General features: G+C 69.4%; 3 protein-coding genes and 1 pseudogene. All 4 read right to left on the minus strand.

Annotation, left to right across the window (positions count from 1 at the left end):
- Window positions 1-37 precede the first annotated feature (37 nt).
- The 4 genes and pseudogenes from OG542_RS00150 to OG542_RS00165 all read right to left on the minus strand — a co-directional run bounded on the left by OG542_RS00150 (window position 38) and on the right by OG542_RS00165 (window position 14,190).
- Complete coding sequence (locus OG542_RS00150; protein WP_328407058.1) at window positions 38-9,484, minus strand: non-ribosomal peptide synthetase; 9,447 nt, start codon at window positions 9,482-9,484, stop codon at window positions 38-40.
- Entirely contained in the window at window positions 9,481-11,439 is a 1,959-nt protein-coding gene (locus tag OG542_RS00155; protein ID WP_328417673.1) for an ABC transporter ATP-binding protein, read from the minus strand. Before OG542_RS00155 ends, OG542_RS00150 begins: the two co-directional genes overlap by 4 nt.
- Before the next feature lie 211 nt (window positions 11,440-11,650).
- Window positions 11,651-12,736, minus strand: coding sequence for a methyltransferase domain-containing protein (locus OG542_RS00160; protein WP_328407060.1), 1,086 nt, complete (start codon window positions 12,734-12,736; stop codon window positions 11,651-11,653).
- Window positions 12,737-12,995: 259 nt separating this feature from the next.
- Window positions 12,996-14,190, minus strand: a pseudogene (locus tag OG542_RS00165) (sulfate adenylyltransferase subunit 1).

Genomic DNA, 14,190 nt, shown 5'->3' on the forward strand with positions numbered 1-14,190 from the left:
CTTCGGTTGCCCCGCATGAGCGGCGGGATCGGCGGTCCTACTGGTGGTCGAACTCGGCCTCGAATGCGTCGATCTCCGACTGGTCCAAGTCGAGGAGGTCGACGTCAGCTGTGATGTCTCCACCCGCAGCGGGGTCGTCCGCGCCCAGCTCCACGATCGTCGCGATGCCCGCGGGCGTGCGATGCTCGAACACCTCTCGCGAGCCGAAGACCATGCCGTCACGGCGGGCCCGCGCTGCCAGTTGCATCGAGAGCAGCGAATCCCCGCCCAGCTCGAAGAAGCTGTCGTCCGCACCGACCCGTGGCAGACCGAGCACCTCGGCGAACAGATCGCACAGCATCCGTTCGACCTCCGTGACCGGCTCCCTGTCCGAGACGCGTCCGCTGAAGTCGGGTTCCGGCAACGCCTTGCGGTCGATCTTCCCGTTCGCCGTCAAGGGCAGCGCATCGAGCACCACCACCGCCGCCGGCACCATGTATTCCGGCAACCGGGCCGCCACGCCCTCGCGCACCGCGACGGCATCCACCGCGCTGGCCCCGGCGGCGGTCACATACGCCACCAGCCGTTCGCCGGCGCGGCTGGCGCGGACCGCCGCCACCGCCTGCCCCACCGACTCCTGCGCCAGCAGGGCCGCCTCGACCTCACCGGGTTCGATGCGGAACCCCCGCACCTTCACCTGGTCATCCACACGGCCGACGAAGACCAATTCCCCTTCCGGGTTCCAGCGGACCAGGTCCCCGGTCCGGTACATCCGCTCACCGGAACCGAACGGATCGGCTACGAAGCGTGCCGCGGTCAGCCCCGCTCGTCCCAGATACCCCCGCGCCACACCCACGCCGGCTATGTACAACTCGCCCACCGCACCCGGTGGCACCGGACGCAGCCACGAGTCCAGCACGAACGCCCGCGCGTTCGCGGTCGGATAGCCGACCGGCGGGATCTCGTCACCGGGCGGTATGTCCGGGCCGATGGTCATGGCGATGGTGGCCTCGGTCGGCCCATAGGTGTTGATCATCCGGCGCCCGGGCGACCACCGGTGCACGAGTTCAGGAGGACACGCCGCCACACCCAGTACCAGGCACGGCAGTACCGTCTCGGGCACTGCGGGCACGGTGGCCAGCACGGGGGGCGGGATCAACGCATGGCTGATCTCCTGGCCGGCCAACACCTCGGCCAGCTCTCCACCGGCCACAACACCCTCGCGCGGAACCACCAGTGCCGCGCCGCCACCGATCGCCATGAGCAGCTCCAGCACCGAGACATCGAAACTCGGCGATGCCAGCGCCAGGACCCGGCTCCGCGCCCTCAGATCCAGCCGCTCGGCCAGGCTGCGGGCCAGACTGGCCAGACCGGTGTGGGTGACCACAACGCCTTTGGGCTGCCCGGTGGAGCCGGAGGTGTAGATGACGTAGGCCGCGTTCTCGGGCACTGTCCGCGACCGCACAGGACCAGTGGGGTATTGGCTGACCTCGCGCACCACCGACTCGTCCACCACGACCGCCGGCCGCGCGTCGGCGAGGATGTAGTCGATGCGCGCCTGGGGGTAGTTCGCGTCGATGGGCAGCCAGGCCGCGCCGGCTTTGGTGACACCCAGCACGGCGACCACCAGTTCCAGGCAGCGAGGCAACATGATCGCGACCCGGTCCTCGGGTCCGACACCGTGATCGATGAGCCAGTGGGCGAACTGGTCGGCGCGGGCGTCGAGCTGGGCGTAGGTCAGCGACTGGTTCTCGAAGACCGCCGCAGTCGCCTCGGGGGTGGCGGCGACCTGCGCGGCGAACAACTCCGGCAGCGTCTGTGCGGGCACCTCCGCCGCAGTGTCGTTCCACGCCCCCAGCTGTTGCCGTTCGGAGTCCGTCAAGACCGGCACCATGGACAGCGGTGACTGCGGCGCGGCGATCAGGGTTTCGAGCACCTGCGTGAACCGGTCCAGCACGGCATCGGCTTGCGCGGCGGTGACCAGCGCCGGCTGGCGTTCCAGCCGCAGCCGCAGGCCGTTGTCCGGGATGGCCGTCAGAGCCAGGGGGTAGTGGGTGGAATCGGCGTCGGTCACACCCCGCACACGCAGCCGGTCCGGTTCCGCATCGGCGGCTCCGTCACCGATCGCGGCGGGCTTGGGGTAGTTCTCGTAGACGAAGAGGGTGTCGAAGAGCTGCCCAAGTCCGGCGGCCTGCTGAATGTCGGTGAGCCCCAGGTGGTGATGGGGAAGCACCGCTGTCTGCTCGTCCTGCAAGCGCCGCACCAGCTCGGTGAAGGTGTGCTGCGGCCGCATCCGTACCCGGACCGGGACGGTGTTGATGAAGAGTCCGACCATGGTCTCGCTCCCGTCGAGCCCGGCCGCGCGTCCGGACACCACCGAGCCGAACACCACATCGTCGCGACCGGTCATCGCCGCCAGCACCACTCCCCACACCGCCTGCAGCAGTGTGCTGACCGTGACGCCGAACTCACGGGCCCGCGCCGTCACCGCCTCGAAGAACGCCTCGTCCAGTGCGGCCCAGATCTGTTCGGACATCTGGACCGGCACCGGCCGGTCCGCCGCGATCAGAGTCGGCTCCGGCAGGCCGGCCAGAGCGTTGCGCCACGCGGCCGTCGCGGCGTCCCGATCGGTCCGGCTCAGCCAGGCCAGGTACTGCCGGTACGGCGTCACCGGCGCCAGCGCGAGCGGATTTGCTCCGTTGCCGTACAGCTTGAACAGTTCATCCAGCAGCAGATGTATCGACCAGCCGTCGAGCAGGATGTGATGAGAGGTCAGCACCAGCTGGTAATGGTCCGGTCCCACCGAGATCAGCACGAACCGCAGCAGCGGGGGGCGGGACAGTTCGAACGGCCGTGCCCGTTCGGCCGCGGCCACCGCCACCGCCTCGGCCTGCGGATCCACCGATTGATCCACGTCCACCTGGGTCCATGGCACCTCCGCGGTGCCAGCGATCACCTGGTAGGGGACCCCGGCGGCGCTGTGCCGGAATCCGGCCCGGAGATTGGTATGCCGGTCCAGCAGCCCGCGCACCGACTTCCGCAGCAGCTGTGTGTCCAGCGGACCGGTCAGGTCCAGCACCGCCTGTGCGGTGTAGACATCGACGCCGTCGCCCACGTAGCCGGCGTGGAAGGCCAGCCCGTGCTGCAACGGGGAGAGCGGCAGCACCTCGGCCAGCCCACCGGTGCCCGCGTGTTCGGCCTCGAGGGCCTCGATCTCGTCCTGCTCCAGGTCGACGAGGCCGAAGTCGGACGCGGTGTGTCCGCCCGCGGCAGGATCGTCCGCCTGACGGGCCAACCCGGACAACATGTCCAGCCATTCCTGGCCCAGTCGTTCGATCTCGGCCTCGTCGAGCAGACCGTCCGGCCATTCCAGCGTGAGCGTCAGCTCCGGACCGTCCGGCCGGTCCTGGACGATCGCGTTGGCGTCCACCGCGTGCGGCAGATCCGTGCTCGCATCCATCGAACTGCCGATGTCCCCGGCCAACCGCCACGCCCGCACACCGTTGTGGTCACCGACAGCGAACCGGCCCAGGTAGTTGAACCCGATCCGGGGTGACGGCAATGCCGCCAGAATCGGCCCGGTCTCACCGTTGAGATAGCGCAGCAACCCGTAGCCGAGGCCGTCGCCGGGCACCGCCCGCGACTGCTCCTTGACCGCCTTCAGCAGGCGTCCGGCCGCCGAACCACCGCACAGCACATCCGCCAGGTCGATCCCCGTCACGTCCAGCCGCACCGGATGCACGCTGGTGAACCAGCCCACTGTCCTGGACACATCCATTCCGTCGACGGGATGACGGCCATGGCTCTCCACATCCACCAACAGCGCGTCCTCGCCGTGCCACCGCGCGACCGCGCCGGCCAGCCCGGCCAGCAGGACTTCATGCGCCCCGCAGTGGAACTCCCTGGGAGCCCGCCCGAGCAGCACCGACGCCTCCGCCTTCGGCGCGACCCACGACCGCGAGCGCACGGTACCGCCCGCGTCCCGGCCTGGGGTCAGCCCACGCGCACCGACCGGCCGGTCCTCCTGACCGACGATCGCCTTCCATGCCGCCAACTCGCCGACCCGCTCAGCGGACAGAGCCCACTCCTCCAACAGGCCTGCCCACCGCCTGAACGACACCGCCACGGGTTCCACTTCCGGAGCCCGTCCGGCGGCCACCGCCTCGCAGGCGGCCTGCAGATCCGGCAGCAGGATGCGCCACGACACCCCGTCGACGGCCAGGTGATGTACCGCCACCACCACCCGTCCCGGCCGATCCGGCCCGCCGTCCACCCACACCGCCTGTACCACCACACCCGCCGCGGGATCGAGCCGTTCCACCGCCCCCCGGGCCGCGTCCTGCACGACCTCGTCCAGCCGACGTCCGGCAGCCGCTACGCGCGTGACCAAGGCGGACGGATCCACCGACCCTGGCTCACCCACCACCAACCGCCCCGGCTCCACCCGCACACGCAACATGTCATGCGCGTCCACCAGCGCCGCCAGCCCCGCCGCCAGCACGTCCTGCGTCAGATCCGGTGGCGCACCCACCACCGCCCACTGGGCAAACCCCGCCCCCGTCACCCCGTCCCCCAGCATCCGCATGACCGGCGTCCATGCGACACCGCCCACACCATCGGCGGCGGGGGATGGATCGCTGTACGGCAGCGGCGATTGCGCCGCCAGCCGGGCGAGCCGCTCCGGCGTCCTGCACGCGAAGACATCCCGCGAGGTGAACGTCAGACCGGCATGCCTCGCCCGCGACGCCAGCTGCATCGAGAGGATCGAGTCCCCACCCAGCTCGAAGAAGCTGTCGTCCGCACCGACCCGGTCGAGACCAAGCACCTCGGCGAAGAGGTCGCACAGCACCCGCTCGGCCTCCGTGGCCGGCTCCCGTCCCGCGGTCGCGGCGGCGAAATCGGGATCGGGCAGCGCACCCCGGTCGATCTTCCCGTTCGCCGTCACCGGCAGCGCGTCCAGCGCCATCACCGCCGCAGGCACCATGTGCTGAGGCAACCGGGAGGCAAGCCTTTCGCGCACCGCCCGCGGATCGACGTCGCTCGGTGAAACGTAGGCAAGGAGTCGGTCCGCGCGGACGGTCACCGCGGCTTGGGAGACCCGTGGGTGGTCGGACAGGACAGACTCGATCTCGCCGGGTTCGATCCGGAACCCACGGACTTTGACCTGGTCATCGGCGCGCCCGGCGAACACCAACTCACCCTGGCTCGTCCAGTACGCCAGATCCCCCGTCCGGTACATCCGCTCACCAGGGGCGAACGGATCGGCCAGGAACCGCTCGGCCGTCAGCCCCGCGCGGCCCAGGTAGCCGCGTGCCAGCCCGACTCCGGCCACGTACAGCTCACCAGCGATCCCCGGCGGCAACGGAAGCAGGAACGCGTCGAGCACATAACAACGGCCCCCCGGGATCGGCGTCCCGACCGGGACCACATCCCGGCCCGCCGCCAACGGCGTACTCATCGCCGCGCATACCGTGGCCTCGGCCGGGCCATAGGCGTCGATCAGCCGCCGCCCCCGGGACCAGCGATCCACCAGGCTCGGCGGACAGGCCTCCCCCGCCACCACCACCGTCTGCAGCGCGTCCGGCAAGGCGTCGGCCGTGCCCAGCACCGACGGCGGAACCGTCACATGTGTGACCTGCCACCGTTCCAGCGCCTCGGCCAACGACACCTGCGGCGGCAGGTCCCGCGCCGGCGCCATGACCAGCGTCGCCCCCGACAGCAATGCCATCAACACCTCCGACACCATGGCGTCGAAGCCCAGCGCCGCGAACTGCAGGACCCGTGACGACGGCGACACACCGAACCGGTCGATCTGCGCCGCCGCCAGATTGCCGAGCCCCGCGTGGGAGACGACGACCCCCTTCGGAGCGCCCGTCGAGCCCGACGTATACATCACATACGCCGCGTCACCCGGACCCGCCTGCGGCAGCCCCGCCTCCGAGCCCCCCGCCAGATCGACCTCGTCGACCATCACCAGCCGGTCCGCGAACTCCTCCGGCACCGCCGGGCGCGTCGTTCCCACACACACCACCGACACCGGATCGGCGTCGTCCAGCATCCACTTCACACGTTCGGCCGGATACGCCGGATCCACCGGAACGAACGCACCGCCCGCCAATGACACGCCCAGGATTCCGACCAGCCACCACGACGACCGCTCCACCACCACGCCCACCCGGCGCTCCGGCCCGACCCCGCGAGCCCGCAGCACAGCGGCCAGTCCCACCGCCCGGTCCCACAACTCCCCGAACGACAGCTCACCCGCACCGTCCACTACCGCCACGTCGTTCGACCGCTCCGTCACCACCCGCCTCACCAAGGCCGGCAACGACTGCCCCGCCACCAACGCCGGGCCCGCGTCATGCGCATGGCCCGCGGCCACACCGACCCGCCCCACCAGTCCGGACGGATCGGCGACCAACGCGGCGAGCGCATCGACGAACCACTGCAGAGCCGACTCGGCAACGCTCTCCCGGATCTGCCCGCGCCAGTAGCTGAGCTGGATCCGGAAATGATCTCCCGGAATGATGCCGAGGGTCAGCGGATAGTGGGTCCCCTCGACCGTGCCCAGATACGTGAACCGGCCCGCGAAGTCGCGCGGATAGTTCTCGAACACCAGCAACGTGTCGAACGCCGCGCCGGAGCCGGCCGCCTTCTGGATCTCCGGCAGCCCCAGATGCTGATGCGGGATCAGGGCCGCCTGCCGGTGCTGCAACGCGGCGAGCATGTCCACAACCGACTGCCCGCCGTCCAGTGGCACCCGGACCGGCACCGTGTTCATCATGAGGCCCGGCATCGACTCCACACCCGGGAGCACCGCGGGACGGCAGGCGACCGTGGCGCCGAAGACCACATCGGTCCGCCGCAGAAGTCGCGCCAGGACCATCGCCCACGCACCCTGTACCACCGTGTTCAGCGTCAGCCCGTGGTCGCGGGCCAACCGCGTCAGCCGGGTGTGCAGATCCGTCGACAGGTGGACGACGCGGTGGTCGTAGTCCGCCGCAGGGGCCGCTGTCGCGACCAGCGCCGGCTCGTCCGTACCGGACAGCTCCGCCCGCCAGGCCGCACGTGCCGCATCCTTGTCCTGCCGGTCCAGCCAAGCCAGGTAATCCCGGTAGGAGGCCGAACCCGCCCGTTCGGGGAGCTGCCCGCCGGCCGTGTACGCCTCGGCCACCTCGTTGAGGATGACCGCCACCGACCAACCGTCGATCAGGGTGTGGTGAATGACGACCAGCAGGCGGTGCCGGTCCTCCGCGATCCGCACCAGCACCAGCCGGGCCAGCGGAGCCTCGGCGAGATCGAACCGCTTCTCCTGTTCCCGTTCGACCAGGGCGTCGACGGCCGCATCGACATCGCTCGCGCCCGTCAGATCCACCTCCTGCCACGGCAGGGTGACGTGCCGGTGGACGACCTGCACCGTCTTGCCCGACGGGAGTCGATGGAAGCTCGGTCGCAGCTGGGGGTGCCGGGCGAAAACCGCTTCCCACGTGGCCCGCAGCCGGGCCGCGTCCAGCGGTCCGTTCAGCTCCACGAGCCAGTGCACCTGGTAGATGTCGCGACCCTGATCACCGAGGCCGTGACCATCGAGACCCTGATCATCGAGGGTCGACTGGAAGACCAGCCCCTCCTGGAGCGGTGCCAGCGGCCAGACCTCCTCCGCCTGCGGATCGGCGATCGCGGGCTCCGCCTCGTCCTGCGCGGTCAGAGCGATCAGCGGCCGGTCGACGGGGCGATCAGCCTGTACGGCACGCGCCACGGCCGCCAGCCGTGCGGGGGTCTGCTCCTTGAGGATCTGGGCGGGTGTCACCAGCAGGCCGGCTTTGAACGCACGTGCCGCCATGCGCATCGCGACGATCGAGTCCCCGCCCAACTGGATCAAGCCGTCGTCGACACCGACCCGCTCCTGGCCGAGCATCTCGGCGAAGAGATCGCACAGGACACGCTCCGCCTCGGTCACGGGTTCACGGCCGGTAGCGCTCGCCGCGAACTCGGGCGCGGGCAACGCCGCTCGGTCCACCTTGCCGTTGCCGGTAAGCGGCAGCGCGTCCATCACGATCACGGCGGCCGGCACCATGTACTCCGGCAGTTGCGCCGCGAGGCGCTCGCGGACGAGTTCGGGGTCCACGTCCCCATCCGCCACCACATAACCGATCGGGCGCCCGTCGACCGCCACAAGCACGGCGTCGTGGACGCCCGGCTGAGCCGTCAGCGCGGCCTCGATCTCGCCGGGCTCGATCCGGTACCCACGGATCTTCACCTGGTGATCGACCCGGCCCGCGAACAGCAGCTCACCGTCCGCGGTCCACTGGGCGAGGTCCCCGGTCCGGTACATCCGCCCGCCCGTCACCTGGTCACCGCCCCCCTCGGAAGCGCTGTCGGGTGCGTACGGATCCGCCACGAACCGCTCCGCCGTCAGACCCGGCCGGTTCAGGTAGCCGTCCGCCAGACCGGCACCGGAGAGGTACAGCTCCCCGACCACACCCGGCCCCACGGGCCGGAGGAACTCGTCGAGCACCTGAGCCCGGCGGCCCGACAGCGACCGTCCGATCGGCAACGTCGGACCCATCACGTCACCTGGTTCGAGCACATGCCACGTCGCCCACACGGTCGCTTCGGTCGGGCCGTAAAGGTGCCGGATCCGCGCCCGGGGACAGGCCTCCCGCACCCTGTGCACCGCGTGCGCGGGCACCAGGTCGCCACCGGTCTGCACCTCACGGAGCCCCGCGAACGACTCCGGCGACTCCTCCGCCACCGCGCGGAAGTTCCCGGCGGTCAGATACGCCCTCGTCAACCCGGCCGCGACCAACTCCCGCAGGCGCCGGGCATCCACCGGCCCCGGCCCGGCGATCATCACACGGGCGCCCCACGCCAGCGGCACCCAGATCTCGAACATGGAAGCGTCGAAGGCGTACGGCGCGTGCATGAGGACCGCATCGCCGGGCTCCATCGCCCAGCCGGAACTCTCCACCAGCTCCACCAGGCTCCGATGCGGAACGGCCACCCCCTTCGGGGTGCCCGTCGAGCCGGAGGTGTACATCACGTAGGCCAGATCGCCCGGGCGCACCGTGACCGCCGCCGCATCGCACGCGCCCTCGTCCGTGCCGGCGTCCGCATCGATGGGCTCGATCGACTCGATCCCGTCCGGTACGCCGTCGCGCGCCGCGGCTGAGCACACCATCAGGGAGACCCCTGCATCCGCCACCATGAACGCCACCCGCCGCGCCGGATAGGCGGCGTCCACGGGCACGTACACCGCCCCCGCCTTCCATGCCGCGAGCAGGGCCACCAGCAGGTCGGCGGAACGGTCCATCATGACCGCGACGCGGTCGCCACGGCGGACGCCCCGACGGACAAGGCGCCCGGCCAGCCGGCCCGCGTGCTGATCGAGTTGCCGGTACGTCAGAACCCGATCACGGTCGACGACGGCCACCGCATCGGGGGTCCGGTCCACGTGCGAGGCGAACAGCTCCAGCACCGTCGGTGTGGCTTGCGCTGTGGAATTCATCGTTCTCCTTCACGAACCGCCTGAGGCACCGGCCGGAGTGCGTTGTCCGGTCCGAGCCCGGTCCCGAGTCCGGCGGGCTCGGCGCCGTTGCCTGCCGGCTTGGCGAACTGCGTGCGATAGAGGTCGGCGTACAGGCCATCTGCGGCCAGCAACTCCTCGTGCGTCCCGTGTTCGCGGACTTGTCCGTCGTCGATCACGAGAATCTGGTCGGCCTCGCGGATCGTGGACAACCGGTGGGCGATCACCAGGGAGGTACGGCTGCGCAGGGCGATCTTGAGGGCCCGCTGGACGGCGGCCTCCGACTCGGAGTCCAGGTGCGCGGTGGCTTCGTCCAGCACGACGATCGAGGGTGCCTTCAGCAGCAGCCGGGCGATGGACAGCCGTTGCTTCTCCCCGCCCGACATGCGGTAGCCGCGATCGCCCGAGACGGTGTCGAGCCCACTGGGGAGGGAGGCGATCAGATCCCAGATCTGGGCCCCTTTGCATGCCTCGATCAACTCGTCCTCGGTGGCGGTCGGGCGAGCGTAGAGAAGGTTCTCCCGGATCGTGTCGTGGAACAGGTAGGCGTCCTGGCTGACCACCCCCACCGCTTCGCGGAGCGAGTCGAAGGTGAGGTCCCGCAGGTCGTGTCCGCCTACGCGAACGGTCCCGGAGTTCGCGTCGTACAGCCGGGACACCAGGTGCGTGATGGTGCTCTTCCCCGCGCCGGACGGGCCGACCAGCGCGGTGAGGGTTCCGGCCCGCACGTGAAAGCTCACGTCGCGCAGGACGTCCGGCGTCACTTCCCCGCGCTCGCGATCGGTCCGCAGATGTTCCAAGGACGCCAGTGAGACCTCGTCCGCGGTGGGATAGCGGAACGACACATGCTCGAACTCGAGGTCCGGCGGCACGTCTTGCGCGAGCACGACCGCATCGGGGCTTTCCTGGATCAACGGCTTCAAGTCGAGCAGTTCGAAGACCCGGGAAAAGCTCACCACGATGGCCTGCGCGGTCTGCTGCATCCCGGACAGCTGGGTGATCGGCCCGAACAGTCGCTGGAGCAGGGTGGCGAGGGCGATCAGCGTGCCGAGCTGGAAAGTCCCGGCGAGCACGAGCCCGCCACCGACCCCGTAGACGAGCGCCGTGGCGAGCGAGGCCATCAGCGTCATCATGACGAAGGCGCCCCGGCCCCAGACGGCGAGGTTCACGCCGATCGTGCGGATCTTCCTGGCACGGTCCGCGAATTCGGCCATCTCCTCGTCCGGACGGCCGAAGAGCTTGGAGAGCATCGCCCCTTGTACGTTGAACCGCTCCTGAAGCCGTCCGCCGAGGCCGGCGTTCTCGTCCATCTGCCGTCGGGTGCGCCGCTGTATCTGCCGCCCCACGTGCACCCAGGGCACGATGAACAGCGGAACCAGCGCCAGCGTGATGAGGCCGACGAGCCACGACAGGTAGAACAGCTCGGCCAGCACCACCAGGGCCATGACCGCACTGGTGGCCGCCATCAGCAAGCCGGTGAACTGCTGCTGCACCATGACCAGTTCGGTGTGCAGCCGACCGACCAGCACCCCCGTCTGGGTGCGGGTGAAGAACGCGAGCGGCTGCCGCCGGACGTGGTCGAGCGCCTGCACCCGGAGGTCGTGGGTGACCCCCTGCCCGATCCGCCCGGAGATGTAGGCGGACACCAGCGACAACACCGCGCCCAGCACGGCGAGCCCCGCGGCCAGGCATGCCGTCGAGATCACGACCCCGCGGTCGTTCTTGACGATGCCGTTGTCGACGAGCTCCCTCAAGAGCAAAGGAGTGGTGGCGACGGCGAACGCCTCCAATGCGGCGACAGCAATGAAGAGCACCACCGTGCGAATGTGCGGGCGAAAGTAGGCGAGGACTCTGCGCACCGTCCCCGGGTGGATGTCGGTGTGCCAGGGATCGGGGTCCTCATCACTCTTCTTCATGCCCTGGAAGCGCAACACCATCTCCACGCAGGTGCCCCTCTCATACAACGCACGAAGTCAGCGAATCCCAATCGTGCTGAATCACGTCGATGTCCACGAGTGAGTCCAACTGAGGACTTCGGGCACTTGGACGCAGCGACCGGCGTCTGTGCCGCACGACCGCCGCGGCGCGGGGGACCACCGCGATCACCCTCTCGACCCAGGGCTCGTCGGCTTGCCGCCCGGTCGGGCCTCACTTCCTTGCGACGACGCAACTGGCCACAGGGTAGGCCGGGTGGTATGTGCTCAATTCCAGGGTGTCGAGTTCCTCGGCCGCGACACCCATGAGCGACGCGATGACACTCATCGGATTGCCGTACTGGTACACGGTCTGTTCGGACCAGGCGCCGAACATCTCCCGCAACGCTGCCGGGAGTGGCCGCCAGTAGTCCTCGGGCGCGCCGTGCAGTCGTTGGGCGCTGGGAACCATGCAGTACGCTCTTCCGCCCTTTCGCAGCCATTGCCGCATGTTGTCGACCACCTGCCACGGGCGCGCGGTGTGCTCCAGAACGTTGAAGGCGATGATGGCGTCAAGGGAGTCCGCCGGGATGATTCCTGGGTCCGCCGCGTCACCGACCAGAGAGACTCCCGGGGCCTCTCTGATGTCCAGACCGCGGTATCCGGAAGTACGGGTGAAACCGTAGACGTCCTTGTTTCCGTCATTTCCGCCGATCTCCACAACATCTCCTTGAACGAGATCACGGATTTCGGCGATGAACTGGTTCAGGTAGTGGCGGTCGATGGGGGTGCCCCGGGATATTCCGAAATCCGGGCAGATCGGCGTCAGCCTGCGCAGCTGGCCCCAGTCGATCTCACCGACCGACGGCACCAGGAGGCCACGTTCCTGCAGTTCCGTGAAAAGCCCGCGAAAATTCGGGGTTTCGAGATCGTGGCTCAGATTTCGCCGCATTCCCAGCGCCCGCAGCACCTGCCGGGTCGAACGGCTCTGTGCGGTCAGGTCCGCCGCCGGGGCCATCTTCCGATCATCGCGCACGATGACAGAGCCGCGCTGGGCGCGTATCGAGCAGGTGTTCCCGCTGTAGCTGAGTTCATCCACAGCGGCTTGCGCGTCGGCCGCCAGTGGGGCCCTCCGCACCGCGGTGAACTGGGCTTCCGCCGCTGCGACATCATGCTCGTGGAGCATGATGTCCAGGATGAGCAGCATATCCAGGGAGAGTGGAAAGCCCTCCTCCCCGTTGGCTGCACCCCCCTTTACGCACATCCGGTCGGGTTGGGCGGACAGCGTCACTGTGGAGGTGAACAGTCCGTTCTCTGACATTGTGCATCCGCTCCTCGCTGTTTTTCCGACACCGTTTCCCCGGACGAGCGAATGAACGTATAGGAACGTCACCCCGCAGGAAAATTACCCGTCCCGAGTTCAGGGCACTTTTGCCATACACTGATCCGCAAAGACGCATTCTGGGTCCACCTGCTGAATCAGGTCAATGGCCACGAGTGAGTCCAACTGAAGAATTTTGCCACTTGGACGTGGCCGGCCCGCGGTGGCCTTCCCTGCGCCTCCGCCGACGTCACCGCCTTCACCCGAGGGTGTGGGCCGCCATGCCGGCGGTGAGCATGGCGCCGTCGGCCGGGTCAATCAGGATGAACGATCCGGTGCGGCGGGAAGCGGCGTAGTCGTCGACCGGCACCGGCTCCGCGGTGCGGAGCACCACCTCACCGATGTCATTGACCACGAGTCGTCCCGGGCCCGGCTGCTGGGACAGGTCGGCCAGGGTGAGCCGGGAGTCGATGGCCTTGACCTTGGCGGTGACCGTACGCGTGCCGTGTCGCAGCAGTACCCGGTCGCCCGCGGTGAGCGGTGTGTCCGCGAGGTGGCACACCGTTGCGGTGACCTCGTTGGTCAGCGTGGGCGGCTGGTCGGACGGGGCGATCACGTCGCCGCGGGAGACTCCAGGTCGTCTGCGAGGCGCATCGTGATCGACTGCGGAGCCCAGGCGATCTCGGCGGCCTCGCCGAGGACGTCGATCGCGGCGATCGTGGTGGTACGTCCCGAGGGCGGAACGGTGACCTGCTGCCCGACGTGGAAGAGGCCGGATGCGATCTTTCCGGCGTAGCCGCGGTAGTCCGGGTGCTCCGCGGTCCGCGGTCTGCGGTCTGCGGTCTGCGGTCGGATGACGTACTGCACGGGGAAACGGGCCACTCGACGACGTTGTCGCCGTGGAGTGCGGAGATGGGGATGGCCGTCACCGCGGGCACACCCAGGCGGGTGGCGTAGTCGACGAAGTCCGCGGCGACCGTGGCGAAGACGTCCTCGTCGTACGCGACCAGGTCCATCTTGTTGACGGCGAGGACCACGTGCGGGACGCGCAGGAGGCCGGCGATGGCGGCGTGCCGGCGGGTCTGCTCCACCACGCCTGTACGGGCGTCGATCAGGATGATCGCGAGTTCGGCCGTGGAGGCTCCGGTGACCATGTTGCGGGTGTACTGCACGTGGCCGGAGGTGCCGGCGAGGATGAAGCGCCGGGCAGCGGTGGCGAAGTAGCGGTAGGCGACATCGATGGTGATGCCCTGTTCGCGCTCGGCACGCAGGCCGTCCGTGAGCAGCGCCAGGTCCAGGCCCTCCTTTCCGCGGCTCCTCGATGCGCGCTCAATGGTGCGGAGTTGGTCGGCGAGGACCGATTTGGAATCGTGCAGCAGCCGGCCGACCAGCGTGGACTTGCCCTCGTCCACGCTTCCGGCGGTGGCCAGGCGCAGAAGTGAGATGCCGTTCAT

Source organism: Streptomyces violaceus, from assembly GCF_036014075.1.
GTDB lineage: Bacteria > Actinomycetota > Actinomycetes > Streptomycetales > Streptomycetaceae > Streptomyces > Streptomyces violaceus.